General features: G+C 65.0%; 23 protein-coding genes. 14 read left to right on the top strand and 9 right to left on the bottom strand.

Annotation, left to right across the window (positions count from 1 at the left end):
* The first annotated feature begins 19 nt into the window (after nucleotides 1-19).
* Together GA0061099_RS16020 and ppx are read left to right on the top strand one after the other, a co-directional pair.
* Nucleotides 20-2,209: an RNA degradosome polyphosphate kinase gene (locus GA0061099_RS16020; RefSeq protein WP_036000566.1), complete on the top strand. Its 2,190-nt coding sequence runs from the start codon at nucleotides 20-22 to the stop codon at nucleotides 2,207-2,209.
* 15 nt (nucleotides 2,210-2,224) lie between these two features.
* Nucleotides 2,225-3,727: an exopolyphosphatase gene (gene ppx, locus GA0061099_RS16015; RefSeq protein WP_074447893.1), complete on the top strand. Its 1,503-nt coding sequence runs from the start codon at nucleotides 2,225-2,227 to the stop codon at nucleotides 3,725-3,727.
* 4 nt (nucleotides 3,728-3,731) lie between these two features.
* Here the strand turns inward: ppx and GA0061099_RS16010 are convergent, their stop codons facing one another.
* From GA0061099_RS16010 to ndk, 4 genes are all read right to left on the bottom strand, one after another.
* Nucleotides 3,732-4,856: a PepSY-associated TM helix domain-containing protein gene (locus tag GA0061099_RS16010; protein ID WP_036022731.1), complete on the bottom strand. Its 1,125-nt coding sequence runs from the start codon at nucleotides 4,854-4,856 to the stop codon at nucleotides 3,732-3,734.
* A 117-nt stretch (nucleotides 4,857-4,973) separates the two neighbouring features.
* Nucleotides 4,974-7,310, bottom strand: coding sequence for a TonB-dependent receptor (locus GA0061099_RS16005; RefSeq protein ID WP_420886531.1), 2,337 nt, complete (start codon nucleotides 7,308-7,310; stop codon nucleotides 4,974-4,976).
* A 346-nt stretch (nucleotides 7,311-7,656) separates the two neighbouring features.
* Nucleotides 7,657-8,517: a TerC family protein gene (locus GA0061099_RS16000; protein ID WP_036022729.1), complete on the bottom strand. Its 861-nt coding sequence runs from the start codon at nucleotides 8,515-8,517 to the stop codon at nucleotides 7,657-7,659.
* A gap of 41 nt (nucleotides 8,518-8,558) precedes the next feature.
* Nucleotides 8,559-8,981 carry a nucleoside-diphosphate kinase gene (ndk, locus tag GA0061099_RS15995; RefSeq protein ID WP_036000620.1) on the bottom strand — a complete coding sequence of 141 codons (423 nt, stop codon included), beginning with the start codon at nucleotides 8,979-8,981 and terminating at the stop codon, nucleotides 8,559-8,561.
* Between the two features lie 304 nt (nucleotides 8,982-9,285).
* Here ndk and GA0061099_RS15990 point away from each other — a divergent pair, with 304 nt between their 5' ends.
* The 3 genes from GA0061099_RS15990 to GA0061099_RS15985 all read left to right on the top strand — a co-directional run bounded on the left by GA0061099_RS15990 (nucleotide 9,286) and on the right by GA0061099_RS15985 (nucleotide 11,860).
* Entirely contained in the window at nucleotides 9,286-9,567 is a 282-nt protein-coding gene (locus GA0061099_RS15990; protein WP_074447892.1) for a sulfur globule protein precursor, read from the top strand.
* A 213-nt stretch (nucleotides 9,568-9,780) separates the two neighbouring features.
* A complete protein-coding gene (locus tag GA0061099_RS41160; protein ID WP_167361656.1) occupies nucleotides 9,781-9,954 on the top strand; it encodes a hypothetical protein in 174 nt (57 codons plus the stop codon).
* 46 nt (nucleotides 9,955-10,000) lie between these two features.
* Nucleotides 10,001-11,860, top strand: coding sequence for an ABC-F family ATP-binding cassette domain-containing protein (locus GA0061099_RS15985; protein WP_036022728.1), 1,860 nt, complete (start codon nucleotides 10,001-10,003; stop codon nucleotides 11,858-11,860).
* A 134-nt stretch (nucleotides 11,861-11,994) separates the two neighbouring features.
* Here GA0061099_RS15985 and GA0061099_RS15980 read toward each other — a convergent pair whose 3' ends face one another.
* The gene (locus GA0061099_RS15980) at nucleotides 11,995-12,960 is read right to left on the bottom strand and encodes a tripartite tricarboxylate transporter substrate-binding protein (RefSeq protein WP_036022727.1); all 966 of its coding nucleotides are present in this window, start codon (nucleotides 12,958-12,960) and stop codon (nucleotides 11,995-11,997) included.
* A gap of 325 nt (nucleotides 12,961-13,285) precedes the next feature.
* Here GA0061099_RS15980 and GA0061099_RS15975 point away from each other — a divergent pair, with 325 nt between their 5' ends.
* Entirely contained in the window at nucleotides 13,286-14,263 is a 978-nt protein-coding gene (locus GA0061099_RS15975) for a hypothetical protein (RefSeq protein WP_141697615.1), read from the top strand.
* 116 nt (nucleotides 14,264-14,379) lie between these two features.
* On the opposite strand, the gene GA0061099_RS15970 is transcribed toward GA0061099_RS15975, so the two are convergent.
* Nucleotides 14,380-14,850 carry a MarR family winged helix-turn-helix transcriptional regulator gene (locus GA0061099_RS15970; protein WP_036022725.1) on the bottom strand — a complete coding sequence of 157 codons (471 nt, stop codon included), beginning with the start codon at nucleotides 14,848-14,850 and terminating at the stop codon, nucleotides 14,380-14,382.
* A 97-nt stretch (nucleotides 14,851-14,947) separates the two neighbouring features.
* On the opposite strand from GA0061099_RS15970, the gene GA0061099_RS15965 reads away from it, so the two are divergent.
* Both GA0061099_RS15965 and GA0061099_RS15960 read left to right on the top strand, forming a co-directional pair.
* Nucleotides 14,948-15,316, top strand: a complete 369-nt coding sequence (locus GA0061099_RS15965) for an antibiotic biosynthesis monooxygenase family protein (RefSeq protein WP_036022724.1) — start codon at nucleotides 14,948-14,950, stop codon at nucleotides 15,314-15,316.
* Between the two features lie 23 nt (nucleotides 15,317-15,339).
* Entirely contained in the window at nucleotides 15,340-15,813 is a 474-nt protein-coding gene (locus tag GA0061099_RS15960) for a hypothetical protein (RefSeq protein ID WP_036022723.1), read from the top strand.
* A 39-nt stretch (nucleotides 15,814-15,852) separates the two neighbouring features.
* Here GA0061099_RS15960 and GA0061099_RS15955 read toward each other — a convergent pair whose 3' ends face one another.
* The 3 genes from GA0061099_RS15955 to GA0061099_RS15945 form a co-directional block, all read right to left on the bottom strand.
* Complete coding sequence (locus tag GA0061099_RS15955) at nucleotides 15,853-16,335, bottom strand: hypothetical protein (RefSeq protein WP_081492884.1); 483 nt, start codon at nucleotides 16,333-16,335, stop codon at nucleotides 15,853-15,855.
* Nucleotides 16,336-16,493: 158 nt separating this feature from the next.
* Nucleotides 16,494-16,946: a DNA polymerase III subunit chi gene (locus GA0061099_RS15950; protein WP_036000609.1), complete on the bottom strand. Its 453-nt coding sequence runs from the start codon at nucleotides 16,944-16,946 to the stop codon at nucleotides 16,494-16,496.
* A 6-nt stretch (nucleotides 16,947-16,952) separates the two neighbouring features.
* Nucleotides 16,953-18,452: a leucyl aminopeptidase gene (locus tag GA0061099_RS15945; protein ID WP_074447891.1), complete on the bottom strand. Its 1,500-nt coding sequence runs from the start codon at nucleotides 18,450-18,452 to the stop codon at nucleotides 16,953-16,955.
* A 338-nt stretch (nucleotides 18,453-18,790) separates the two neighbouring features.
* Here GA0061099_RS15945 and lptF point away from each other — a divergent pair, with 338 nt between their 5' ends.
* The 6 genes from lptF to rsmA all read left to right on the top strand — a co-directional run bounded on the left by lptF (nucleotide 18,791) and on the right by rsmA (nucleotide 26,458).
* Nucleotides 18,791-19,957 (top strand): LPS export ABC transporter permease LptF, encoded by a 1,167-nt coding sequence (lptF, locus tag GA0061099_RS15940; protein WP_036000642.1) that lies wholly within the window; start codon nucleotides 18,791-18,793, stop codon nucleotides 19,955-19,957.
* Nucleotides 19,954-21,051, top strand: a complete 1,098-nt coding sequence (gene lptG, locus GA0061099_RS15935) for an LPS export ABC transporter permease LptG (RefSeq protein ID WP_036000645.1) — start codon at nucleotides 19,954-19,956, stop codon at nucleotides 21,049-21,051. The genes lptF and lptG overlap by 4 nt, the downstream gene beginning before the upstream one ends.
* A gap of 50 nt (nucleotides 21,052-21,101) precedes the next feature.
* Complete coding sequence (locus tag GA0061099_RS15930; protein ID WP_370111964.1) at nucleotides 21,102-23,540, top strand: LPS-assembly protein LptD; 2,439 nt, start codon at nucleotides 21,102-21,104, stop codon at nucleotides 23,538-23,540.
* 61 nt (nucleotides 23,541-23,601) lie between these two features.
* Nucleotides 23,602-24,537 (top strand): peptidylprolyl isomerase family protein, encoded by a 936-nt coding sequence (locus GA0061099_RS15925; RefSeq protein WP_036000650.1) that lies wholly within the window; start codon nucleotides 23,602-23,604, stop codon nucleotides 24,535-24,537.
* Nucleotides 24,537-25,604: a 4-hydroxythreonine-4-phosphate dehydrogenase PdxA gene (gene pdxA / locus GA0061099_RS15920; protein WP_074447890.1), complete on the top strand. Its 1,068-nt coding sequence runs from the start codon at nucleotides 24,537-24,539 to the stop codon at nucleotides 25,602-25,604. Before GA0061099_RS15925 ends, pdxA begins: the two co-directional genes overlap by 1 nt.
* Nucleotides 25,604-26,458: a 16S rRNA (adenine(1518)-N(6)/adenine(1519)-N(6))-dimethyltransferase RsmA gene (gene rsmA, locus GA0061099_RS15915; RefSeq protein ID WP_036022717.1), complete on the top strand. Its 855-nt coding sequence runs from the start codon at nucleotides 25,604-25,606 to the stop codon at nucleotides 26,456-26,458. The genes pdxA and rsmA overlap by 1 nt, the downstream gene beginning before the upstream one ends.
* Nucleotides 26,459-26,485 lie beyond the last annotated feature (27 nt).

Below are 26,485 nucleotides of genomic sequence, written 5' to 3'. Positions count from 1 at the left end.
CTGGATGGACCGACTTCTGATGGACTCTGCGCAAGCTGTTGAAACGAAAGAGAAAGCCCCGGAAACCGAGAGCCTTCCGGCGATCGCGTCCAGTCCCGAGCGGTTCATCAACCGCGAGCTGTCCTGGCTGCATTTCAACCGCCGCGTCCTGGAGGAATCAGTCAATCCCAGCCACCCCGTGCTGGAGCGGGTGCGATTCCTGTCGATTTCGGCCAATAACCTCGACGAGTTCTTCATGGTTCGCGTCGCCGGCATCAAGGCCCAAGTCCGCGAGGGCATCGCCGAGCGCAGCCCCGACGGCCTGACGCCGTCCGAACAGCTCGCGCTGATCAACCGCACCGTCTCCCAGCTCGCCTCCGACCAGCAGGCGATCTGGCGCGACCTGCGCGCCACGTTGGCCGAGGTCGGCATCGTGCTGGTCGACGGCAAGGACGTCACAAAGGCGGAACGAACCTGGATCGAGGACTACTTCCTCCACAACGTGTTCCCTCTCCTGACCCCGCTGGCGATCGATCCGGCCCACCCCTTCCCGTTCATTCCGAGCCTCGGCTTCACCATCGCACTGCAGCTCACGCGCGCCGCTGACGGCAAGCAGATGAACGCGCTGATCCGCATGCCCGGCAAGATCGACCGCTTCATCCGCCTGCCGGCGGATGGCACGGTGCGCCTGATCTCGCTGGAGCAGGCCACCGCCCTGTTCATCAACCGCCTGTTCCCCGGCTACAATCTGCACGGCCAAGGCGCCTTCCGGATCATCCGCGACTCCGAGCTCGAAATCGAGGAGGAGGCCGAAGATCTCGTCCGCCTGTTCGAGACCGCGCTGAAGCGCCGCCGCCGCGGATCGGTGATCCGGCTCGAGATCGACGCCAAGATGCCGGAGCAGCTGCGCAGCTTCGTGCAGCACGCGCTCTCCGCCGCCGACGACGAGATCTTCCTGGTCGACGGCGTGCAGGCGATGAACGAGCTCTCGCAGCTCACCCGCCTCGACCGGCCCGACCTCGAATTCACCCCTTACGTGCCGCGCCACCCCGAACGCGTGCGCGAGCATGGCGGCGACATCTTCGCCGCGATCCGGCAGAAGGACCTGATCGTCCACCATCCCTACGAGTCGTTCGACGTGGTGGTGCAATTCCTGCAGCAGGCCACGCGCGACCCCGACGTCGTTGCGATCAAGCAGACGCTCTACCGCACCTCCAACAATTCACCGATCGTGCGCGCGCTGGCCGAAGCGGCCGAAGCCGGCAAATCAGTCACCGCGCTGATCGAGCTGAAAGCGCGGTTCGACGAAGAAGCCAACATCCGCTGGGCACGCGATCTCGAACGCGCCGGCGTGCAGGTCGTCTACGGCTTCCTCGAATTGAAGACGCACGCGAAGCTCTCGATGGTGGTGCGCCGCGAGGGCGGCAGCCTGACGACCTACGTCCATACCGGCACCGGCAATTATCACCCGGTCACCGCGCGCATCTACACCGATCTCTCCTACTTCACCTCGGACCCGACGATCGGCCGCGATGCCGCGCGCGTGTTCAATTTCATCACCGGCTATGCCGCGCCGAGCGATCTGGAAAAAATGGCGGTGTCGCCGCTGACCTTGCGCAAGCGCATCATCGAGCACATCCAGGGCGAGACCGCACATGCGCGGCATGGCCGTCCCGGCGCGGTCTGGATGAAGATGAACGCGCTGGTCGACCCTGATATCATCGACGCGCTCTACGAGGCCTCGCAGGCCGGTGTCCAGGTCGAGCTCGTGGTGCGCGGCATCTGCTGCCTCAGGCCCGGCATTCCCGGTCTGTCGGAGAACATCCGCGTCAAGTCGATCATCGGCCGCTTCCTGGAACATGGCCGAATCTACTGCTTCGGCATGGGCCAGGGACTGCCGAGCGCGAAAGCGGCTGTGTATATCTCGTCCGCCGACATGATGCCGCGCAACCTCGACCGCCGCGTCGAGGTGCTGTGTCCGCTGCAAAATCCGACGGTGCATCAGCAGGTTCTCGAACAGATCATGGTCGCGAACCTGAAGGACAATGAGCAGAGCTGGCAGTTGTTGCCGGATGGGTCTTCAACGCGTATGAAGACCGCGAAGGGCGAGGAGCCTTTCAACGTCCACAACTACTTCATGACGAATCCGAGTCTGTCTGGCCGTGGAAAGTCGCTCAAGGAATCCTCGCCGCGTCGTCTCACGCGCCGGAACGAACGTCATCAATCCTGATCGGGGATTTGCGACGTGAAGCGGCCGCGCAAGCGCGGCTCGAGCGTCGCGGTTATCGACATAGGCTCCAACTCGGTCCGCCTCGTCGTCTACGAGGCGCTGGCGCGCAGCCTGATCCCGATCTTCAACGAGAAGACGCTGTGCGGCCTCGGGCGCGAGGTGCAGAGCACGGGCCTGCTCGCGCCCGACGCCATCGACAAGGCGCTGACCTCGCTGAAACGGTTTCGCGCGCTGTGCCGGGTGATGAAGGTCGGACGCGTGTTCGCGATCGCGACCGCCGCATGCCGCGACGCCTCCAACGGCCCCGATTTCATCGCCAGGGCCGAGCGGATCTGCGCGGTGAAGATCGAGATCCTGTCGGGCTCGCGCGAAGCACGACTGTCCGCGCTCGGCGTGATCTCCGGCATCCACCATCCAGACGGCATCGTCGGCGACCTCGGCGGCGGCTCGCTCGAGCTGATCGACGTGCGCAGGAACGCCGTACGCAGCGGCGTGACGCTGCCGCTCGGCGGCCTCGCACTGCAGGACCTCGCCCACAAATCGCTCAAGCGCGCCGACCGCATCGTGCGCGAGGAGATCGACGGGGTCCAGTTACTCACTGCCGGCCGCGGTCGCACCTTCTATGCCGTCGGCGGCACCTGGCGCGCGCTCGCGCGCATCCACATCATCCAGAGCGGCTATCCGCTCCAGGTGATGCACGGCTATTCCATTCCGGCTGCCGAGGCGCTCGACTTCTCGCGCCGCCTGCGGCGCCTCGCCGCCGCCGACATGCTTGCCGACATCGAGATCGTCGCCGATGCGCGGCGCCCTCTCCTCACCTATGCGGCGCTGGTGCTCGAGCACATCATCCGCGTCGCGAAGCCAAAGAACATCGTGTTCTCCACCTTCGGCGTGCGCGAGGGCCTGCTGCACGAGAAGCTGCCCGAGACCGAACGCAACAAGGACGGGCTGATCTGCGCGGCGGAGGAGCTGAACCAGCTGCTGTCGCGTTCGGCCAGGCACCCGCGCGAGCTGATTGCCTGGACCGACCGCTTGGTGCGCGTCGTCAAGCTGCGCGAGACGGAAGTGGACCGCCGCCTCCGCCACACCGCGTGCCTGCTCTCCGACATCGGCTGGCGCGTGCATCCCGATCATCGCGGCGAGCAGACGCTCAGCCTCGTCGTCAACGGCAATTTCGGCGCGATCACCCACACCGAACGCGCCTTCGTCGGCCTGTCGGTGTTCTATCGCTATGCCGGCCTCAGCGAGGAAAACCAGCCGCCGGTCACCATGCAGGAGCTGCTGACGCCGGCCCAGCTCGAACGCGCGCGCCTCCTGGGCGCCGCGTTCCGCGTCGCGCATCTGATCTCGGCCGCACGTCCCGGCGTCCTGCCAGCCACGCATTTCCGCAGCCAGGGCCGCAAATTGATGCTGGTGTTCGAGCACCGGCTCGGCGACCTCGTCGCCGACCGCGTCGGCAGCCGCTTCCGTCAGCTCGCCCGCCTGGTTGGCCGCGCCGGTTCAATCGTCAGGCGCTGACCTCTCAGCCGGGCCTCATCTTCCCGGGCCGTCTCTTGAGCCACATCATCGCGCCGCTGACGAAGAGGACTAGCGGTGCGAAGCCGGCCGCGAACACCAGCAGGCGTCCTGCGAATCCGAACGTCGCGCCATTGTGGAGCCAGAGCTGCTCGGCCAGATAGCGGTCCCCCATCGACATGGTGCCCGGCGTGCGGTCGTGCACCACAGCGCCGCTCCACGGATCGAGCCAGATCGCTCCACGCGACCGCACCGCGGGATCAGCTCCATCAGGACGAAATTGCACCCGCCAGGTGTTGCGCGTTGCGGTCGGCGGATTGAGCATGGCGACCGTCGCACCGGGCTTGACCTCTTGCGCGCGTCGCATGATCGCGTCAGGTGAGAGCACCGGCGTCCCTGCCGGAGGCGGCATTTCGACTCGCGGCGAGCGATCAGGCGTCGGCTGCGACACGAGGCCGACGATGGGCCGCACCAGGTCGGGAAAAACGATGCCGACGCCGGTGATCGAGATCAACAAGAGCACGGCCAGCGCCCAAAAGCCTGCCGCACCGTGAAGGTCCAGAACAAATCGAAGCAGCGAGACGTTCTTGCGCACCGAGATCGATCGCCAAAATCGCCCCGGCTTCGGCCACCAAAGGAAGAGACCCGAGACCGCCAAGCCGAGCAGCACGAACCCGGCCACGCCGACCAGTTCCTTGCCCCAGAACTCGTAGAGCAGCAGCGTGAAATGGAGACGGTAAACCTTGAGCGCGAACGCGTTGGCGTAGTCACGCCGCCCGAGCACCTTGCCGTTGGAAGGATCGACCATGGTCGTCCACCGGTTCGGGTAGCTGCCTGGCGTGGTCTCGTGCGAATGGATCACGATCCAGACCGGCCAGGTCCGGTCTGGCGCCAGGATCGTCGCGATCGGCGCGGGATCCGCTGCCGCGGCGGCGTGCATCACCTCCGCTAACGTGACGCTCTGCTCCGGACCGGCGGGCGCATAGAGCGCCGGATTCAGGGCGACATCGATCTCCCGGTAGAAGACGATGAAGCTTCCAGTCAGGCCGATCAGCACCACGACGATGCCGCCGATCAATCCGAACCAACGGTGCACCCACAGCAGCGCGCGCTGCACGCGTCCGGGCATCATCCTGGATCGGGCGGGCGCCGAGCCGCCTCGACGTGGCGCCCTGATTGTGTGGTCCATTCAGAGCACCCGTCGTCTGCGCCTGATCCAGCTCCGCAGCCGGCCCGAGGAGGCCAAAGCTCAGAAGTCGGTCGACATCGACAAGAGCAGGGTTCGGGGCGAGCCTTGCGCTAGCGCAGAGAAGCTCGCGACGCCAGCCCAGTAGTTGGTGTCGAACACATTCTGGACCAGGGCCCGAACCGTCACTGGCCGGTTGTTGATGCGCGTGGTGTAGCGCGCGCCCAGATCGAGCCTCGTCCAGGCCGGAACAACCTGCGTGTTTGCCCCATTCAGATATTGGTGCCCGGTATAGATGGTGTTGGCGACCAATGTCAGCCCCGGTGCGAACGGGGTGTCCCATTCGGCGGACAGATTGGCCTGCACCTCGGGCACTCCGATCGGCGTCTTGCCGAGATTGGCCAGCGTGCTCGTCTTCGTCAGCTCCGCGTCGATCAACGTCACGCCGCCAAGAACGCGAATGCCCGGTTGCACTTCTCCGAACACCGTGAATTCCACGCCGCGATTGCGCTGCTCCTGATCAGCCCGGAAGACGTTGCCGGCACCCGTCTGCCCCGACGGCTTGGTGATCTCGAACAGGCTGATCGTGGTCGCGAGCGTGCCGAAATCGACCTTGATGCCTGCTTCCTTCTGCTTGCTCAGATACGGCGCAAGGACCTCGCCCTGATTTGCGGCCGTCGTCGGCGCGGTGTCGCCCTTGCTGAGCCCTTCGATATAGTTGGCGTAGAGCGAAACGTTGCTCCAGGGCTTGACGACCACGCCGACCATCGGTGTGAACGCCGTCTGGTCATAGGCCGAGCTCACGGCGCCCGTGGTGGTGTTGTAGTTGTTCGACCTAACGCCCTGCTGCCTGACGCCGACCGTCAGCTGAAGCCGCTCCTGGAGAACCGACATGGTGTCCGCCAGCGCAATGCCGGTCAGCTCGGTGTCCGACAGCCGCGGCACGGTCGCGGGAGCCGCAACGAACTGCTGGGGACGGGCGATCGGCGCATAGATGTTGGACAGCACCGGCGTGCCGTTCACCAAGCCGCGCGCAACCTCGTCCATGTAGTAGCTGCCCTGCAAGCTCACGGCATGGCTGATCGCGCCGGTCTCGATCCGGGCCCGCACGCCGGCGTCGGCCACGTTCCTCTCGATGTCGAATTTCGCCCGTCCCGGCGTCGATGTGGTGTTGCCAGCCGCGTTCAGGATCGTCGGCGTCCCGAACAGACGGTCGACCTGGGTCCTGCCGCCGCCGACATTGGCGAACACCGTCACTGCGTCAGTCACGTCGTATTCGGCGCGCGCCAGAAGCGAGTTGTCGTGAACCTTGGCAAATTCCCAGGATTGCGTGACGTTGCGCCGCCCGACCGGCGCGGTCGGAACGGCGACGCCGGTTGCGACCAGGAACGGTCTCGTCGGCGCGTCGAACTTTTCCTCCTGATCGATGAAATCGAGCGAGGCCCTGAACTTCTCGCCGCGATAATCGAACGCTGCGGAGCCGACATGCGCCTCGCGGGACTGATTGTCCAACGGCGTATCGCCGTTGTGATAGCTGCCATTGACGCGAATGCCGAATTCGCGGTTCTCGCCGAACCGCCGGCTGACGTCGAGATGCGTGCCGAGCTGGGTGTTTGACGCGTAGTCAGTCGTGACCCGCGTGAGATCGACATCCCCGGCACGCTTCGGAACGATGTTGATGGTGCCGCCGACACTGCTGTTCGGCGCCATCCCGTAGAGCAGCGCGGTCGGGCCTTTGACGATCTCGATGCGCTCGACGTAATCGGTGAACACGCGGTAGTTCGGTGCAACGCCATAGACGCCGTGGAAGGCGATTTCCCCGACATTGCCTTCCCCGATCGGAAAGCCGCGGATGAAGAAGGAATCGAGAATGCCGCCGGTCTGGCCGGTGAAACGGACCGAGGGATCGTTGCTGACGACGTCGGCGACGGTGACGGCCTGTTGATCTTCGATCTTCTTCGCCGTGTAGCTTGTGATGTTGAAGGGCGTATCCATGAAATCCTTGTTGCCGAGCAAACCGACCTGGCCTCCACGTGCCACCTGCCCGCCTGCGTAAGTCCGCGGCAGTGCACCGGGCCTCGCAGCCGTCGGGGTCGCTTCCGCCTGCAATTTAGCCCGCTCGTTCGCGGGCGCGCCGCGGCCCGCCCTCCTGACTGGATTGGCTCGTGGACGCGCGCGCGGCTTCGGCGCGTCTGCGGTGACGGTCACCGCCGGCAACGTGCTTCCCCCCACGGCCTGGGGCGCAGCGCTCTGCGCGCTGCTGGCGTGCAGGACGCCGTCGCTGCACAAGGCAATGGAGACCACGGAAACCGTGAAGGCCCTCGGGCTGGCGCACGTCAGAAGCGTCTTGATGCGAGCGGCAAGAACGGCAACAGGACGACAAAACACTTTCGACGACATCGCACCTTCCGATTTCATGAACATGAACGTCGGGGCGAGGTGCCGTGGGAACCCTCGTCGAGTCAACGAAAGCACCCTTGAATCTTAGTAGTTTATAATAAGACAAGGTCTAAATCGCGTGAGGGTTGCGAACGACCACTCTCCACGCAACGCCCGCGCGCACGCGCGCGCGACGCGAGCTTTCGCGAAGCGTGATGCGCGCCGGTCATACGAATGCAATGATGGGAGGACTCGGCCGAACCCGTGGCCGGTGATCGCTCGCGTCCTGCCAACGCGGGAAGCGGCCTCAGTGATGTGGACGCCTCTCATCGCTGGAGGGGCGGCCGCACCGATCAGCGCTTCAACGTCACTCCGTGGAGGCCTTGGCGTGCCGTTCGGAGGATTCGAGGGCAGCCGCGGTGAGACTGCGCCGGCGCCAGATGGTGCCGACCACCAGCACGACGACGACTCCGATCACAGCACAGAAATACTCGCCGCCGGCCCCGCCATGGCCGAATTGCGGCGGGATGCGCAAGACCCCGAGCATGGCGTCGAGCGAGGCGCCGAACGGCCCCTCGAGCAGCGCATGCAGCCGCGGCGTGACCCCGGGATCGGTCGCCATCACCTCGCCCGCGATCCAGCCGAGCAGCGCCGCACCGGCCCAGACCAGCACCGGGAGCTTTGTGAGCAGTGCCATGATCAGCGCGGCGCCGGCGACGATCAACGGCACGCTGATGGTAAGGCCGAGGATCAGCAGCGGCATGCTGCCATTGGCTGCGGCAGCGACAGCAATGACGTTATCGAGACTCATGACGATGTCGGCCACCACGACGATCTGGATGGCGTGCCACAGATGCGCGGCAGCGTCGACGTCGTTCTCGTCCTCGTTCTCCGGCACCAGGAGCTTTGCCGCGATCACGATCAGCGCAAGGCCGCCGACCAGCTTGAGGTACGGCAGCTCCATCAGGGTGGCGACGATGCCGGTGAAGATGATCCGGAGCATCACCGCTGCGCCGGCGCCGAAGATCATGCCCCAGAGCCGATGCCGCGGCGACAGACCGCGGCACGCGAGCGCAATCACCAGCGCGTTGTCGCCGGAGAGCAGGATGTTGATCCAGATGATCTTGCCGACCGCGATCCAGAAAGTCGGTGCGGCCATCTCGTTGCGGAACTGGGTAAAGAAGGTCCCGATCGTAGCGGGATCGAAGATCTGCCAGAGCCAGTCCACAATGAGTCCCTTCGCCGGTCGCCTCTAGTCTGCCGACTGGATCAGCCGACGATCTCGTTACCCGAGAAGAACTGCGCGATCTCGATCGCGGCGGTCTCCGGCGCATCCGAACCGTGCACCGAGTTCTCGCCGATCGACTTGGCGTAGAGCTTGCGCACGGTGCCCTCGGCAGCCTTGGACGGATCGGTCGCGCCCATCACCTCGCGGTACTTGGCGATCGCGCCCTCACCTTCCAGGACCTGAACCACGACCGGGCCGGAGGTCATGAATTCGACGAGCTCGCCGAAGAAGGGGCGCGCCTTGTGGACGGCATAGAAGGTCTCTGCCTGCTCCTTGGTCATGCGGATGCGCTTCTGCGCGACAATGCGCAGGCCCGCCTTCTCGATCACGGCGTTGACTGCGCCGGTCAGATTACGCTCGGTCGCGTCGGGCTTGATGATCGAGAAAGTGCGTTCGATGGCCATGATCTTGTCCTTGGGGAGAAAGCGGGGGTTCGGGGTTGCGGGGCTTATATCGGCGCCTTCGCCGGACGGCAAGCGACCGCGGAACAGCCTCATAGGCGGTTTCCGCGAGGGGATGGCTCCGATCCGCTGGATGACGACAATTTCACCCAGATGAACCCAATCTGAAACCGCTGTCAGGATCCGGTTCAGCTTCCCCGGCGTAAGGTTGGGCCCATCGAAACCGAAGCCTGACCTCAGGCGGACCGTTTCGGCGGCCTTTCCATCGGCGCGATAGCCCCGCGCTGGCAGTCTTCAGGAGATAACCATGTTGAGGAAACTTTCGCTTGCCGCTGTCGCCGCAGTCGCGCTGGGAGCTGCGCTGGCGCCGACCTCGGCCTCCGCTCATTGGCAAGGCGGCGGGCATGGCGGTGGCCGGCACCACGGGCACGCGCACCATCACCACGGCCATCACCACGGCCATGGCTGGGGCGGACCGCGCTTCTACGCCGGCGGTCCCGTCTCCTACGGTTATGGCGGCTGCTATGTGCGCCGGCTGGTCCCGACCCCCTGGGGACCCCGCTGGCGGCTGATCAACCGCTGCTACTGAATCCGTCAGCACCTTCCGAAGGCTACCTAAGCCCCCCAGGTACCTTCCAAGAGAAGCCCCGGCGCCCCCCTCGCCGGGGCTTTGCCTTGAGCGTACAAAGCGCCGCTCATACAATTTTTACGAGAATACCCGGCTTTCCCCAAAGCCAGCGAAACCATTTCGCCGGCAATGACTTGGTACCGTGTCTTTACTTCGAGAACACGGAACCTTGCGATGGCTGGGCTTTTTGCCAATGACAGCGAACAGATCGACCGGCGCACCAGCCGCTCGATTTGCGATGCCGTGGGCGAACGGCTGCAGCAGAGCCTCCGGCCCGAGCCGCGCCTTCCGACCCATCTCGAGCAGCTCCTGAACGAGCTGCAGCGGCGCGAACGCGAGACGCACTAACGCAAAAACGAGTTGCGTTCGCCGCGCCTTGCGGTGACAAGGCCGCATGCTCGCCATCACCGACCTCTCCATCCGCCTCGCCGGACGCCTTCTGATCGACCAGAGTTCCGTGCAGATCACGCCCGGATCGCGCGTCGGCCTGGTCGGACGCAACGGCACCGGCAAGTCGACGCTGTTCAAGGTGATCCGCGGCGAGCTCGCGGCCGAGCACGGCTCGGTGACCCTGCCGCCGCGCTGGCGCATCGGCAGCCTCGCGCAGGAAGCGCCGAACGGCCCCGAAAGCCTGATCTCGGTCGTGCTCAAGGCCGACCTCGAGCGCGACGCGCTGCTGAACGAAGCCGAGCACGCCACCGACCCGCACCGCATCGCGGAGATCCAGACCCGCCTCGTCGACATCGACGCCCATTCGGCGCCGAGCCGCGCGGCTGCGATTCTCTCCGGCCTCGGCTTCTCCGCCGCTGATCAGCTCCGCCCCTGCGCCGAGTTCTCCGGTGGCTGGCGCATGCGCGTTGCGCTCGCGGCAACGCTGTTCGCGGCGCCCGACCTGCTGCTGCTCGACGAGCCCACCAATTATCTCGACCTCGAAGGCACGCTGTGGCTGGAGGATCACCTTGCGCATTATCCGCGCACCGTGATCGTGATCAGCCACGACCGCGACCTCCTGGAAAGCTCGGTCGACCAGATCCTGCACCTGGAGCGCGGCAAGCTCACGCTCTACAAGGGCAGCTACTCCTCGTTTGAAGAGCAGCGCGCCGCGCGCGAGCTGCTCGACGCCAAGGCGGTCAAGCGCCAGGAGGCCGAGCGCGCCCGCCTGCAGTCCTTCGTCGATCGCTTCAAGGCCAAGGCCTCGAAAGCCCGGCAGGCACAGTCGCGCGTCAAGATGCTGGAGCGGCTGAAGCCGATCACGGCGCTGGTCACCGAGGACGTGCGCGAGATCAGCTTCCCGGCACCGGAGAAGATCTTGTCCCCACCGATCATCGCCGTCGACAACGCCTCGGTCGGCTACGACCCGGCGAGCCCGGTGCTGGGCCGCGTCACCTTGCGCATCGACAACGACGACCGCATCGCGCTGCTGGGCGCCAACGGCAACGGCAAGTCGACGCTTGTGAAACTGCTCGCGGGACGGCTCGCGCCGTTCTCGGGCAAGGTGACGCGCGCCGACAAGCTGTCGATCGCCTATTTCGCGCAGCACCAGCTCGACGAGCTCAACGAGGACGCCTCCGCCTACGACCACGTCCGCAAGCTGATGGGCGATGCGCCCGAAGCCAAGGTGCGCGCCCGCGCCGGCGCGATCGGCTTCTCCGGCAAGGCGGCCGACACCAAGGCCGGCAAATTGTCAGGCGGCGAGAAGGCGCGCCTGCTGCTGGGGCTTGCGACTTTCTTCGGCCCCAACATGATCATCCTGGATGAGCCGACCAACCATCTCGACATCGACAGCCGCGGCGCGCTCGCGGAAGCGATCAACGAGTTTCCCGGCGCGGTGATCATGGTCTCGCACGACCGCTATCTGATCGAGGCCTGCGCCGATCGGCTCTGGATCGTCGCCGACCGCACCGTCACCAATTACGACGGCGACCTCGACGAGTATCGTCGCCTGGTGCTGTCCACGCGCAACGCGGAGGCCCCGCGCGAGCGCAGCGCGACGCCTGAGAAACCGCAGCGGCCGAAAGCGGACAATCGCGGAGGCTTGAAGAAGCGCATTGCGGAAGCCGAGGCCGAGATCGCCCGCGTCAGCGAGATCATCGCCAAGATCGACACGGCGCTGGCCCTGCCCGACATCTTTACGCGCGATCCCAAGCAGGCGGCGCAGCTGTCGAAGGCGCGCGCCAATGCCGCCGACGCGCTGGCGCGCGCCGAGGAGCAATGGCTCGAGGCGAGCGCGCAGTTCGACGAGGCGGCGGGCTAGCGCTCCTCCGCGCTCCAACCAAACGTGCAAAACAACCCCATGCACAGTACCGGCACTATGGCACCGGCGAACTAGCCTTTGAAGGAGTTGCTTTTTGCCCGCTCGGCCGGCAAGCCCAGCGGTACGCCCCAGCCTCAATCCGCGTATTGCCCGGCCGCCTTGATGATCGGCGCCCAGCGGTCGATCTCGCTCGTCAGCGTCGCGCCTAACGCCTCCGGCGTCGCCCTGTCCTGCGGGACCGGCTCGGTGTTGATGTCGTTGAACCGGGCGATCAGCGCGGGATCCTTGAGCGCGGTCTGCAGCGCCGCGGTCAGCTTCTGAACGACCGCCGGCGGCGTGCCCTTGGGCGCATAGATGCCGTGCCAGACACCGAGCTCGAAACCCTTCAGGCCGGCCTCGTCGGCCGTCGGCAGATCGGGCAGGCTCTTCAGCCGCTCCTTGGTGGTGATCGCGTAGGCCTTGACCTGCTTGGCCGTGATCGGCCCGGTGGTGTTCGTCGCCTGGTCGCAGGTGAGATCGATCTGCTTGCCAAGCAGGTCGTTCATGATCGGGCCGTTGCCCTTGTAGGGCACCGTCGTGAGCTGCTTCTGGATCGCGGTCATGAACAGCATGCCGCATAGATGGGAGGCCGCACCCAGGCCGGCGTTGGCGTAGGTCAGCTTGTCGCCCTGCTGCTGGGCGTAGGCGACGAGCTCCTTGAGCGTGTTGGCCGGGAAATCGGGCCGCGCAATGATGGTCATCGGCGCGTTGGTCACGAGCCCGATCGGCGCAAAGGCCGTCTTGGTGTCGTAGCTGAGGTTGCGGTAGAGCGTCGCCGCTGTGGAGATGCCGACGTGATGGATCAGCAGCGTGTAGCCGTCCGGCTGGGCGCGCGCGGCCCGGGTCGTGCCGATGGTGCCGCCGGCACCGGTCGCGTTCTCGACGATGACCTGCTGTCCCAGCGATTTCGCCATGCCGGCCGCAGTCAGCCGCGCGATGGTGTCGGTCGGCCCGCCCGCCGCGAATGGAACCAGCATGGTGATGGGCCGGGTCGGATAGTCCTGGGCGAATGCCGCACCGAGCGGCAAAAGCAGCGCCGATGCGAGGGCAATGAACCGCATTAGTTTCCTCCGGATTGTTGTTTGCGCCATCAAAGCGCATTCCGGGGCGCGCGGCCATCACGAAAGCGACGTCAGCAGGAGTGTTGCGATCACGATTATGGTCGGGCCACCAACGCAGACGGACATCTGAGCGACTGCGACCGGGCCCGTGGCAAGCAGCCGGCAATTGATCAGGCGGTGCGCTAATGCGCGACGAGATCCTGAGCTGTCACGCTTTTGGCTGTTCGCTGCGCATGAACTCTCCGGAAAACCGCTTCGCCCTTTTTCCGCATCATGCTTTAAGTTGTCAGTTGTGGGATCACGACAATCTGGGCCACCACTCGACATGCGATTTCAGCGGCATTTGCATCTATTGGCTGCGGCTCTACTTGCGGCGTTCGCTGCGACCATTGCGTTCGTCATCCCATCTTTCATGCAGATCGAAGAGACGATCAATATCGTCGTGATCACGCAAGGCCTGAACCTGACCATGACGACGTTCATGGTCGCAACGGCGCACGCAGTGCTGCTCGGTCTTCCCCTCTATCTTCTCATCAGCCGCAAGCGATCGCACGTCGGGATTGCGGCCTGCGCTCTCGGAGGTTTCGCCGTCGGGGCAATGCCATTCGGCGTCCTAGCATTGATTTCCATGATCGGTGGCGGCACGCCGACAACGATCAATTGGTTCAACGGCGCACCACCCCCGTTTGGTTGGATCGAGTACGTCAGCACCTTAGGACTCCTGGGTTCGTTGGGCCTTGTTGGCGGCCTCACCTTTTGGGCCGCCATACGAATATCCGGGTCTGATGAACGATCATGGCGTGTCGTTTCTGCAGCCGTCCTTCTGACATGCGGCGTCTTCGTCCTGCCGGTCGTCGTAAGAGACAAAAGCTGCCACAATCTCTTCCGGGACAGCCGCACGCCCGTCCGACTACAAGTCCATGCAAATCTAAGGGTGCCGCCCGAAGAATGGAAAAAACTCGAGCAAACCTTCGCCGACTTCGGTCAAGCGCAAGCGCTATCAATTCGGCGCGACGTACACAGCCAGGATGGAAACGTCATATGGCGGAGCGTAAGCCTGTGCAACGATGCCGGAATCAGCATCAGCGTGGACGACGAGCCGTGGCTCGCTCGTATCCATCCTACTCGTGCGGATGAAGGCATGACCCTCAGCATCTATTCTCTAAGGTCGGGTTGGGACTGGAAGCCGCTCACCCGCCATCTGCTCGGCGAGCTCGAGAAAATTTGGCCCGAGAAAACTACATTCAGGGGACTGAGCGGTCAGATCCTGTTGTTCGAAGATGCAATGAAGGGACGGCCGTAGCCGTTACCTTACGTCTGCTTCCTCTTCGGACTTGGCTGCCCTCGGCATCGGCTGCTGGTCCGGATTGCCTTCGATGGAGGACATGCGACCTGCACGCGGCCTCGCCATCGCCCACCTCACGTCTGCGCCTCGGCATCGCTCTCGAGCTTGTTACGGAGTGCCGCGACGATGCGATGAACCGTTTGCAGATCCTTGACCGCAAGCCCTTCGGAAAGGCTGTTGACCCACGGCATCTGCAAAGCCATGGCGGCGTCGAAAGCGCGCCGCCCCTTGTCGGTGAGGACGACGAGCTGCGCCCGGCGGTGATGCGGATTGGCCTCGAAGGCAACGAGGCCTTCCGCATGGAGGTCGTTGACGATCCGCTGCACGTTCTGGCGATTGCCGCCGAGATCGCGGGCGAGCCAGGCCACGGGCTGCGGCCGCTCCGCCTGCACGATGGCACCGAGAATCTGCCAGCGGGCGCTGGTGAGCCCGAGCGGGGCCACCAAACGGTCCCCCGCGGTCAGGAGCAGGCTGTTCAGCCGGAACAAGTCAAGCATGAGGTTCGTCAGAGCATCGCCGGCCGGCGTCCGTTGGAATTTCCGCATCCGTCACCATAGATAGTTATTGACATCATGATGTCAAATTACTAGATTGCTCATAGTACCACATTGACACCATAAAACCATCTCGACGGAGTTCGTCATGGCACGTTTACGCCCACTGGACCCTGACTTTCCTATCGAGCGCCAGCTCGGCATCGACGCCGGCCCTTTGGTACTGGTGAATCTGTTCACGCTCGACAAGGCCGACGAACAAAGCTTCCTTAAGATCTGGCAAGACGATGCCGCCTTCATGAAGCGGCAGCCGGGCTTCATCTCCACCCAGCTTCATCGGGCGATCGGCGAAAGCCCCACGTATCTGAACTACGCAGTTTGGCAGACGAATGCCGATTTCCGGGCTGCGTTCACGCACCCCGAGTTCAGGTCGAAGATCTCGGCTTACCCTGCATCCGCGGTCGCCTCCCCGCACCTGTTCCAGAAAGTCGCGGTGCCCGGCATCTGCGTCGCGTAGCTCGCTTCGAAAACGGCAGACCCATGACCAAGATCATCCACCCAGTCGCGGGAGCGGTCGCACTGATCACCATTGCGACTTTCTGGCTTTCCACGGCTCTCACCGAGCTGTTTGCGTCACACGAGACCATAGCCATGGTGAAGACCGCCATACCGTGGGGCTTCCTGCTGCTCATTCCGATGCTTGCGGCGACGGGAGGCTCGGGATTCGTCCTGGCAAAGCAGCGGCGCGCCGGCCTGATCGGTGCGAAGATCAAACGCATGCCGTTCATTGCCGGCAACGGCATCCTGATTCTGATTCCCGCCGCGTTGTTTCTTGCCTCCAAGGCGAAGGCCGCGGAGTTCGACACCACGTTCTACGCCGTGCAGGCTCTCGAGCTGGCCGCCGGAGCAGCGAACATCGTTCTGCTCGGTCTCAACATGCGTGACGGCCTCAAGATGAAGGGCCGTTTCCGCGTTCGCGAGCCTGATCGCTTGAGCACCAAGCCGATCCTCTGAGTGCGAAGATTCTTTCACTGCTGCGGAAGTGATCCCCGCCTATGCCTGCTTCTTCTTCCCCTTGGCGGCCCTCGGCACCGGCTGCGGGTCCGGATTGCCTTCGATCGAGGACAGACGTCCGGCGGTGAACGTGTAGATGCCGGCGCGCGGACCGGTGGTCCAGGTGACGATGGCGACGCGGCGGCCGCCAGCGTCGTTGGACAGGTTGACGGTCGAGGGCGCGCCGATGCCGCGCACCACGTCGCATTCGGTGTGGCCGAGCGCGACCGTGCCGCCGATCGGCGCGGGCGTCGTCGAGGCATTGGCATCGGCCGGTCCGGGCGGCGGCGCCATGCCGGGACAGGCGCCGTCGGCGCTGACGAGATCCTCAGCCCGCACCGGCTTGTCGGGGGTCAGCGGCGGCGATTCGATCGAGATGTTCTTGATGAAGAGGCGGCCGGGTTTCTGGAACCATTCGGCATCCTTCGACAGCAAATCGGCCCCGCCCGCGCAGCCCGCGACCAGCGGTGCTACGGCAGCCAACGCAATCAAGAGCGAGCCGGGAAGCTTTTGATGTCGCACGATAAACGAATTCCCCACGTGAAGGACCAGCCCTAAGCGATTGTCCCAACATCCCTTTGCGGCATGAAGGTGGCCGAAGCCAGCATCGCCCGAAAAGTGCAAATTATCATTAATTGCGGCTAATTACGCTTCTGCCACCGGCCGCGGTCGTCGGCCTGCCAATAGGTGACATCAAATCCCCGCGCCTTGCAATCCGTCCAGGCGGTGCGGGCGAGCGCAAGCGCGTCGGGATCGTCGCCGTTGAACAGCAGCACCATGCGCTCATAGCCCTGGGCGTCCTCCGGCAGCGCGGCGTTGTCGACCAGGAAGCGGACATTGGCCCCATTGGGATTGCCGCCCTCGATCGCCAGCACGATCGGCTGGTCGGCCACATCGTTCACCCGCCATGTCGCGTGCGGCAGGAATGAATCGTCGCGATAGGTCCACAAGTGCGAGTCGAGCGCATCGGCGCGCTCCTCCGAGGTCGACTGCACCACGACGCGCCAGCCGCGCTCGAGCGATTTCTCGAGAAGCGGCGGCAACACATTCTCCACCGTCATGTTTTGCAGATGGTAAAACAGCACTTCAGTCATGTCGGGTCATTTGCGCTCGTAATGGTCGGCGACCAGGCGGTCCAGCAGGCGAACGCCGTAGCCGCTGCCCCAGCTCTGGTTGATGTCGGTCTTCGGCGCGCCCATGGCGGTGCCGGCGATGTCGAGATGGGCCCAGGGCACGCCGTCGACGAAGCGCTGCAAGAACTGCGCGGCGGTGATCGAGCCGCCATGGCGGCCGCCGGTGTTCTTCATGTCGGCGAACTGGGAATCGATCAGCTTGTCGTATTCCGGGCCGAGCGGCATGCGCCAGACCTTCTCCCCGCTCTCGATGCCTGCCGTGAGCAGCCGGTCGGCCAGTTCGTCGTTGTTGGAGAACATGCCGGCATGCTCGGTGCCGAGCGCCACCATGATGGCGCCGGTCAGCGTCGCAAGGTCCACCATGAATTTCGGCTTCACCTTCTTGGCGACGTACCAAAGCACGTCGGCGAGCACGAGGCGGCCCTCGGCGTCGGTGTTGATGATCTCGATGGTCTGGCCGGACATCGAGGTGACGATGTCGCCCGGCCGCTGCGCGTTGCCGTCGGGCATGTTCTCGACGAGGCCGATGGCGCCGACCGCGTTGACCTTCGCCTTGCGCGCGGCGAGCGCATGCATCAGGCCGACGACGCAGGCCGCGCCGCCCATGTCGCCCTTCATGTCCTCCATGCTGCCGGCCGGCTTGATCGAGATGCCGCCGGTGTCGAAGCAGACGCCCTTGCCGACGAAGGCGATGGGGGCCTCGCCCTTCTTGGCCCCGTCCCAACGCATGATCACGGTGCGGCTCGGCCGCGCCGAGCCCTGGCCGACACCGAGCAGCGCGCCCATGCCGAGCTTCTGCATCGCCTTGACGTCGAGCACCTCGACCTTGACGCCGAGCTTGCGGAGCTGACCCGCTCTGCGGGCGAACTCCTCCGGGAAAAGCACGTTCGGCGGCTCGTTGACGAAGTCGCGTGCGATGATCACACCGTCGACGACATGGCCGGCCGCGGCGAACGCTTTCTTCGCCGCACCGGCATCGCCGACCGCAAGCGAGACGTCGGCGCGCGCGCCGCCCTCCTCACCGTCCTTCTTCTTGGTTTTGTAGCGATCGAACTTGTAAGCGCGTAAGCGCAGGCCCGAGGCGATCGCAACCGCCTGCTCGCTGGTCAGGGCGCCACCCGGCAGCTCCGCCAGGATGGTCATGGCGGTGGTGCCGGCGGGCAGCTTGCTGGCCGCCACCCCGCCGAACTTGAGGAAATCGTTGGCCTTGAGGCCGGTCGCCTTGCCGGCGCCGATCACGATCAGCCGGGTCGCCTTCACCCCCTCCGGCGCCAGAATGTCCAGCGCAGCACCACTCTTGCCCTTGAAGGCGGCCGCAGCCGCCGCGCGCTTCACAATCTCGGCAGCGCCGCCGAGGGCCTTGACCGTCGCCGGACCGAGCTTCAGGCCGTCGTCGCAGAACACGACCAGGATGCCACGAGGGGCGGCAGACAGCGGGACAAAGCCGACCTTGATGGCATCGGACATGGATAACTCCTCCAAAAGATGGGGCTTTTCGTCGTTCGGGCGTTCCAGCCACAACCGGAGCTGAACGGCGATTCACTGAGGCGTCCCCCACTATGGGCCACCCGCCCGGCAGATGCCAAGCTCCGCCGTGGCCCCCACGCCACAACAGCGAAATATTAACCATATGATGAGGGTGCCACGGGGCAGCCATTTTGTTGACGGATCAAAGGGATGGTAGTGAGAGGATGAACTGGCGGAAGAGCTGTTGGCCGACCTTGGGGATCCCCTGATCGGGGATTGGTTGGGCAGCCGGAATTCCGATCGGAATTGGGGCTTGGTGGGAATTCGTGCGGTAGCGCATGGGGTCGATCGATAGGTATATCTTCCGCACGACGCTGGCGTCGTTTGCGTTGGTCCTGGTTAGCCTCACCGGCGTGATCTGGATTACGCAGGCGTTGCGCGGCATCGACCTGATGACGAGCCAGGGTCAGACCATCCTCACCTTCCTCGGCATCACCAGCCTCGTGATCCCGGCCCTGGTCCTGATCATCTCGCCGATCGCGCTGATGATCGCGATCTCGCACACACTGAACAAGCTCGCGACCGATTCCGAGATCATCGTGATGAATGCCGCCGGCTTCTCGCCGATCCGGCTGTTCGTTCCGTTCTTCTATGCCACCTGCGTGGTGGCGCTGCTGGTCGCCTTCATCGCGGCCTATCTCGCCCCAGACGGGATGCGGCGCATCAAGCAATGGGATGCCGAGATCACCGCGGACGTGCTCACCAACATCCTGCAGCCCGGCCGCTTCGCCCGGCTCGACGAGAACCTCACGATCCGGATTCGCGAACGCCAACCGGGCGGCATCCTCGCCGGCATCTTCATCGACGACCGCCGCGATCCGAACGAGCGCGTCTCGATCGTCGCCGAGCACGGCGAGGTCGTGAAGAACGAGACCGGCTCGTTCCTGGTGCTGGAAACCGGCAATCTCCAGCGCTTCGAGGCGGGCAAGCGCGATCCGGCGCTCGTGGCCTTCGGCCGCTACGGCTTCGACATGTCGAAATTCGCCAAGGGCCGCGACGTCACCCTCGGCATCCGTGAGCGCTATCTCTGGGAGCTGTTCTCGCCATCCGACAACGATCCCGTCTACAAGCAGATTCCAGGGCAGTTCCGCGCGGCCCTGCATGACAGCCTGCTCGCGCCGATGTATCCGTTCGCCTTTGCGGTGCTGACCTTTGCCTTTCTCGGAGCGCCGCGCACCACTCGCCAGAGCCGCAACTTCTCCATCGCCTCCTCGATCGTGGCGGTGTTCGGCCTGCGCATGGCCGGTTTCGCCTGCTCGGTGATGGCGGTGAAGTCGCCGGGCGCGGTGCTGGCTCAATATGCGATGGTTTTCGGCGCCATCGGCGTCGGGCTGTGGATGATCATCCGCGGTGTCGTGGTCGAGCCGCCTCCCGGCCTGATGGAGGCCATCAACCGGTCGAACGCACGGATCGCACGGCTGTTCGGACGTCCGGCCACCGCATGAGCATGCTCACCAACACACTGGGGCGCTATTTCGCCGGCCGCTTCGTGGTCGCGGCGCTCGGCGTCTTCGGCGGCATTTTCCTGCTGCTGGTGCTGGTCGACTACATCGAGATGGTGCGCAAGACCTCGGGCCTTGCATCCGCCTCCGCGCTCATGGTGGCCGAGACCTCGCTGTTCCGGGTGCCGCAGCTCCTGGAGAAGCTGACGCCGTTCTGCATGCTGATCGGCGCCATGACCTGCTATCTCGCCCTCTCCCGCCGGCTCGAGCTCGTGGTGGCGCGCGCCGCGGGCATCTCCGCCTGGCAGTTCATCGCGCCCGCGCTCGGCAGCGCGCTTCTGATCGGGGTGATCGCCACCGTCGCCTACAATCCGATGTCGGCCAATTTGCGCGAGCTGTCCAAGCGCATGGAGGCCGAGCTGTTCGGCTCCGCACCCGGCGGCGGCATCCAGGACGCCTCCGGCTTCTGGCTCAACCAGATGACCAGCGACGGGCAGACCATCATCAATGCGGCGCGCAGCGAGCAGCAGGGCATCCGGCTGACCGGGCTGACGCTGTTCCGGTTCGACCAGGACCAGCACTTCAAGGAGCGGGTCGAGGCGCGCGAGGCGACGCTGGATGCCGGCCGCTGGCTGTTCAAGGGCGTCCGCCGCTTCTCGCTGGACGGACCGCCGATCGACCAGGCCACCCTGGAAATTCCGACCACGCTGACCGAGGCGCAGGTCCGCAATAGCTTTTCCACCCCCGAGACTGTGTCCTTTTGGCAACTACCGAGCTACATCCGCTCCTCCGAAAGCTCGGGCTTCGCGACAGCGGGATACCGACTCCAGTATCAGAAGCTTCTGGCGCAGCCGTTTTTGCTCGCAGCCATGGTGATGCTCGCGGCCTCCGTGTCGTTGCGCTTCTTCCGGATGGGCGGCGTGCAGAAGATGGTTTTGAGTGGCGTGGGCGCAGGCTTTCTGCTCTACGTTCTGTCGAAAGTAACTGAGGACTTGAGCAAGGCTGAGTTGATGCATCCGATCGCTGCGGCGTGGTTGCCCGTTGTGGTGGGCGGCCTCACCGGCTTTTTGGCCTTGCTCTATCAGGAGGACGGATAGTGACTGCCGTCCGCCGAGGGCACGTGTCTCGTTTGACGCGGCGCACATGGGTGCGCGCGAACGGGCGCGACTTGTCCGTCCGCAGGCTCCTGATTGCCGCCGTCGCGGCTGCCTCGCTCGGCGGCTTGATCGACGCTGCCGCCGTGGCGCCGGCGAAGGCCCAGAGCTTCACCTACAATCCGCTGCCGCCGCGTGCGAAGCCGCCAAAGGCCCCCAACGACAACCAGATGCTGGTTCAGGCCACCGAGGTGAACTACGACTACAACAACTCGCGCGTCTCCGCGGTCGGTAACGTGCAGCTGTTCTACAACGGCACCAGCGTCGAGGCCGACCGGGTCATCTACGACCAGAAGACCAAGCGGCTGCATGCCGAAGGCAACATCCGCATGACGGATGCCGACGGCAAGATCACCTATGCCGAGATCCTGGATCTCTCCGACGATTACCGCGACGGTTTCGTCGATTCGCTGCGCGTCGACACCGCCGACCAGACCCGCATGGCCGCAAGCCGCGCCGACCGCTCCAGCGGCAATTACACGGTGTTCGAGAATGGCGTCTACACGGCTTGCGCGCCGTGTAAGGACGATCCGAAGAAGCCGCCGCTGTGGCAGGTCAAGGGTGCCCGCATCATCCACGACCAGCAGGAGAAGATGCTGTATTTCGAGACGGCACAGATCGAGTTCTTCGGCGTGCCGCTCGCCTACATGCCCTATTTCTCGACGCCCGACCCGACCGTGAAGCGTAAATCCGGCTTCCTGATGCCGGGTTATATTTCCGGCACGGACAGAACGGGCTATGGCGTCGAGGTTCCCTATTACTGGGCGATTGCGCCCGACATGGACGCGACCATCACCCCGCGCTTCTTGTCGCGGCAAGGCGCGCTGCTGCAGGGCGAATTCCGCCAGCGCCTGATCGACGGCGCCTACCAGATCCGTGCCTACGGCATCTACCAGCTCGATCCCGGAGCATTCGCCGGGCTGCCCGGCGACCGCGAGTTCCGCGGCGCCATCGACACCAAGGGTCAGTTCGCCCTCAACGACAAATGGGTCTGGGGCTGGGACGGCGTGCTGATGTCCGACTACTACTTCTTCTCGGACTACCGGCTCTACCAGTACCGCGATCCGCTCGGCTCGTTCCTGTTGCTGCCGACGGAAGCGCTGTCGCAGCTCTATCTGACCGGCGTCGGCAACCGCAGCTTCTTCGATGCGCGCACGATGTACTGGCTGAGCTATTCGGGCAACCAGAGCCAGGTGCCGATCGTCTACCCGGTGATCGACTATTCCAACGTGCTCAACTATCCCGTCTTCGGCGGCGAGGTCAGCTACAAGACCAATTTCGTGAACCTGTCGCGCGACGATGCGGTGTTCGACCCGATCACGACGCTCGCCAACACCAACAGCCTGTGCACCACGGCATCGGCCGATCCGCTGGCGCGGATGCCCTCGCAGTGCCTGCTGCGCGGCTTCCCCGGCACCTACACCCGCCTCACCGCGGAAGCGCAGTGGCGCAAGTCCTTCACCGACCCGTTCGGCCAGATCTGGACGCCGTTCGCGAGCCTGCGTGCCGACGCGATCAGGTCCTCGGTCTCCAACCAGCCCGGCGTGTCGAACTACCTGCCCGTCGGCGACACCGAGGCGTTCCGCCTGATGCCGACCCTGGGCCTGGAGTACCGCTATCCCTTCATCAACGTTCAGCCCTGGGGCTCGACCACCCTCGAGCCGATCGCGCAGATCATCATCCGGCCGAACGAGACCTATGCCGGCAGGCTGCCGAACGAGGACGCCCAGAGCCTGGTGTTCGACGCCTCGAACCTGTTCAGCGTCGACAAGTTCTCCGGCTACGACCGCGTCGAGGGCGGCGGCCGCGCCAATGTCGGCGTGCAGTCCACCACGCAGTTCGACAGGGGCGGCGCCGTTAAGGTGCTGTTCGGCCAGTCCTACCACCTGTTCGGCCTGAACTCCTTCACGGTGCAGGATGCCATCAATACCGGCCTCAACTCCGGCCTCGACAAGCCGCGGTCGGATTACGTTGCGAGCGCCAACTACTCGCCGAACAGCACCTACACGTTCAGCGTCCGCTCCCGCATGGACGAGCAGACCTGGAACGTGCAGCGCTTCGAGGCGGAAGGCCGCGCCAACTTCAATCGCTGGTCGGTCAGCGTGTTGTACGGCAATTACGCAGAGCAGCCGGAGCTGGGCTATCTGACCCGCCGCGAAGGCATCCTGACGACGGGCTCGCTGAAGGTCGCGACCAACTGGGTGGTGTCGGGCTCGGCGCGCTGGGACCTCGAGACCAACAAGATCAACCAATATGTGCTCGGTGCCGGCTATGTCGACGATTGCTTCGTGCTGGCGGCGAATTACGTAACTTCGTATAGCTATTCGGCGGGCACCGCACCGCCCACGCTGAGCCACGCGTTCATGTTCCAAATCGGCCTGCGCACGCTGGCGAACTCAACGACCTCCAGCAGTTCCGCCGGCCTCCAGTAAATGGTTTGAAGTGCCGGCCGCGTTTGCCCTATCTCGACGCGGCCGACATGCGAGCGACATCATGACGACGCCATTGCCTGTCTTCCGCCTCCTTCTCGCCATCGGTGCCGGGCTGATCTTGGCCGCCCTGCCCTCGCCGTCGCGCGCGCAGAACATCGCCGTGATGGTCAACGGCGATCCCATCACCGATTTCGACATCGAGCAGCGCATCAAGCTCGACCAGCTGTCGACACAGAAGACCCCCAGCCGGCAGGAGGTCATCAACGTGCTGATCGACGACAAGGTCAAGATCAAGGAAGGCAAGAAATACGGCGTCGATCCCAGCGTCTCCGACATCAACCAGTCCTATGACGGCATGGCGCAGCGCATGCGCATCACGCCGGATCAGCTCACCAAGTCGCTCGAATCCAAGGGCGTCCGCCCGGAGACGCTGAAGAGCCGCATGAGGGCCGAGATGGTCTGGGGCAGCCTCGTGCGCGGCCGCTTCAAGGAGAAGCTGCTGGTCGGCGAGCGCGACGTCGCGCAGGCCGTGCAGGCGCAGACCGGCGAAAAGCTTCAGATCGAGGGCACCGAGTACAAGATGCAGCCGATCGTGCTGATCGTGCCGCGCGGCTCGTCGGCGGCGTTCCTGGAAACCCGGAAGAAAGAAGCCGAGTCCTATCGGGCCCGCGTCGGGAGCTGCGAGGAGGCCAATTCGCTGTTCCGCTCGACCCCGAACGCGACCATCCGCGACACCGTCACCAAGACCACCGCGGAGCTGCCGGAGCCGCTGCGCAAGGTGCTCGACGACACCCCGATCGGCCGCCTGACCGCGCCCGAGATGACCAAGAACGGCATCGAGATGGTGGTGCTGTGCTCGCGCAAGCCGACCATGATCGACACGCCGAAAAAGCGCGAGGTCCGCGAGAAGATGTATCAGGAGAAGTACGAGAAGACGCAGAAGGCCTATCTCGACGAGCTGCGCAAGGCAGCGATGATCGAATATCGCAACCGCTGATGGCCAAACCCTTCTCAGAGCCCTCCACCGAGTCCGCAGCCAAGCCTCTTGCAACTAAGCCCCTTGCAGCCAAGCCCCTTGCCCTCACCCTGGGAGAGCCCGCCGGCATCGGCCCCGACATCACGATCGCGGCCTGGCTCAGGCGGGGCGAGCTGAACCTGCCCGCCTTCTATCTGCTCGGCGACGAGGCCCTCATCGCGCGCCGCGCCAAGGCGCTCGGCGCCGATATCAGGATCGCCGCGGTGGGCCCCAGTGAAGCGGGTTCCGCGTTCACGGACGCCTTGCCCGTGGTCGCGACCGGCGAGCGCGCCACCGCCGAGCCCGGCAAGCCCGATTCATCCAGCGCGCCGGCCGCGCTCGCCTCGATCCGGCAGGCGGTCCTCGACGTGCGCGCGGGCCGTGCCGGCGCCGTCGTCACCAACCCGATCGCCAAGAGCGTGCTCTACCGCGCCGGCTTCCGTCATCCCGGCCATACCGAATTCCTCGCCGAGCTCGCCGCGGAGAACGGCTGCGTGCCGCAGCCGGTGATGATGCTGTGGTCGCCCCAGCTCGCCGTGGTGCCCGTGACCATCCACGTCTCGCTGCGCGATGCGCTGGGCGAGCTCACCAGCGAGCTGATCGTCTCGACCGTCCGCATCGTCGCCACCGAGCTGAAGTCCCGCTTCGGCATCGCAAGGCCGCGCATCGCGGTCTCCGGTCTCAATCCCCATGCCGGCGAGGACGGCTCGCTCGGCCACGAGGAGCAGACCGTCATCGTCCCGGCGCTGAAAGCGCTGCGCAACGACGGCATCGAGGCCAGAGGGCCGCTGCCCGCCGACACCATGTTCCACGAGGCGGCGCGACGGACCTATGATTGCGCGGTCTGCATGTATCACGACCAGGCGCTGATCCCGATCAAGACCGTCGCCTTTGACGACGCCGTCAACGTCACGCTCGGACTACCCTTCATCCGCACCTCGCCCGATCACGGCACCGCCTTCGACATCGCCGGCACGGGCAAGGCCAATCCGGCGAGCCTGATCGCCGCGCTGCGGCTCGCCAGCCGCATGGCGGCTGCGACAAGCTGATGAGCGCGATCGATGACCTCCCGCCGCTGCGCGAGGTCATTCGCCAGCACGCGCTGTCGGCGCGCAAATCGCTCGGCCAGAACTTCCTGCTGGACCTCAATCTCACCGCGCGCATCGCGCGTGCGGCCGCACCGCTCGAGGATTCCACCATCGTCGAGATCGGCCCCGGCCCGGGCGGGCTGACGCGGGCGCTGCTCGCGCTCGGCGCCCGCCGCGTCATCGCCATCGAGCACGACGAGCGCGCGATCCCCGCCTTGCAGGATATTTCCGCGCGCTACCCGGGCAGACTCGAGATCGTGCATGGCGATGCCATGACCTTCGATCCACGCCCGCTGCTCGCGGGCGAACGCGCCAAGATCGTCGCCAACCTGCCCTACAACATCGCGACCCAGCTTCTCATCAACTGGCTCATTACCGAGCCGTGGCCGCCCTGGTACGAGATCATGGTGCTGATGTTCCAGCGCGAGGTCGGCGAGCGCATCGTCGCGCGCGAAGACGAGGAGGCCTATGGCCGGCTCGGCGTGCTTGCCAATTGGCGCTGCGAGACCAAGATCCTGTTCGACATTGCGCCGTCCGCCTTCGTGCCGCCGCCGAAGGTGACCTCCTCCGTCGTGCGTCTCAAGCCGCGCGCAGAGCCGCTTGCCTGCGATCGCAGGATGCTCGAACAGGTCGCCGCCGCCGCCTTCGGCCAGCGCCGGAAAATGCTGCGGCAAAGCCTGAAATCACTGAATGTCGATCCGGCGCGGCTTGCACGAGCCGCCGGCGTCGACGCGACGCGGCGCGCCGAGACCATTCCCATCTCCGGCTTTGTTGCCATGGCGCGTGAATTGGCGGATATACGCAGCGAAAACTGAGTAACCAAGAATTCCGGAGGAAAGAAA

This window comes from Bradyrhizobium yuanmingense, assembly GCF_900094575.1.
Lineage (GTDB): Bacteria > Pseudomonadota > Alphaproteobacteria > Rhizobiales > Xanthobacteraceae > Bradyrhizobium > Bradyrhizobium yuanmingense.
Note: the sequence above shows the minus strand (reverse complement) of the source record. Positions and strands in the feature narration are given on the sequence as shown.

Bases quoted from the DNA above. Each gene is read 5' to 3' on its own strand.
- GA0061099_RS16020 (WP_036000566.1), top strand. From the start codon at position 20: ATGGACTCTGCGCAAGCTGTTGAAACGAAAGAGAAAGCCCCGGAAACC.
- GA0061099_RS16010 (WP_036022731.1), bottom strand. From the start codon at position 4,856: ATGATGCCCGGACGCGTGCAGCGCGCGCTGCTGTGGGTGCACCGTTGG.
- GA0061099_RS16005 (WP_420886531.1), bottom strand. From the start codon at position 7,310: ATGTCGTCGAAAGTGTTTTGTCGTCCTGTTGCCGTTCTTGCCGCTCGC.
- ndk (WP_036000620.1), bottom strand. From the start codon at position 8,981: ATGGCCATCGAACGCACTTTCTCGATCATCAAGCCCGACGCGACCGAG.
- GA0061099_RS15990 (WP_074447892.1), top strand. From the start codon at position 9,286: ATGTTGAGGAAACTTTCGCTTGCCGCTGTCGCCGCAGTCGCGCTGGGA.
- GA0061099_RS41160 (WP_167361656.1), top strand. From the start codon at position 9,781: ATGGCTGGGCTTTTTGCCAATGACAGCGAACAGATCGACCGGCGCACC.
- GA0061099_RS15985 (WP_036022728.1), top strand. From the start codon at position 10,001: ATGCTCGCCATCACCGACCTCTCCATCCGCCTCGCCGGACGCCTTCTG.
- GA0061099_RS15980 (WP_036022727.1), bottom strand. From the start codon at position 12,960: ATGCGGTTCATTGCCCTCGCATCGGCGCTGCTTTTGCCGCTCGGTGCG.
- GA0061099_RS15975 (WP_141697615.1), top strand. From the start codon at position 13,286: ATGCGATTTCAGCGGCATTTGCATCTATTGGCTGCGGCTCTACTTGCG.
- GA0061099_RS15970 (WP_036022725.1), bottom strand. From the start codon at position 14,850: ATGCGGAAATTCCAACGGACGCCGGCCGGCGATGCTCTGACGAACCTC.
- GA0061099_RS15965 (WP_036022724.1), top strand. From the start codon at position 14,948: ATGGCACGTTTACGCCCACTGGACCCTGACTTTCCTATCGAGCGCCAG.
- GA0061099_RS15960 (WP_036022723.1), top strand. From the start codon at position 15,340: ATGACCAAGATCATCCACCCAGTCGCGGGAGCGGTCGCACTGATCACC.
- GA0061099_RS15950 (WP_036000609.1), bottom strand. From the start codon at position 16,946: ATGACTGAAGTGCTGTTTTACCATCTGCAAAACATGACGGTGGAGAAT.
- GA0061099_RS15945 (WP_074447891.1), bottom strand. From the start codon at position 18,452: ATGTCCGATGCCATCAAGGTCGGCTTTGTCCCGCTGTCTGCCGCCCCT.
- lptF (WP_036000642.1), top strand. From the start codon at position 18,791: ATGGGGTCGATCGATAGGTATATCTTCCGCACGACGCTGGCGTCGTTT.
- lptG (WP_036000645.1), top strand. From the start codon at position 19,954: ATGAGCATGCTCACCAACACACTGGGGCGCTATTTCGCCGGCCGCTTC.
- GA0061099_RS15925 (WP_036000650.1), top strand. From the start codon at position 23,602: ATGACGACGCCATTGCCTGTCTTCCGCCTCCTTCTCGCCATCGGTGCC.
- pdxA (WP_074447890.1), top strand. From the start codon at position 24,537: ATGGCCAAACCCTTCTCAGAGCCCTCCACCGAGTCCGCAGCCAAGCCT.
- rsmA (WP_036022717.1), top strand. From the start codon at position 25,604: ATGAGCGCGATCGATGACCTCCCGCCGCTGCGCGAGGTCATTCGCCAG.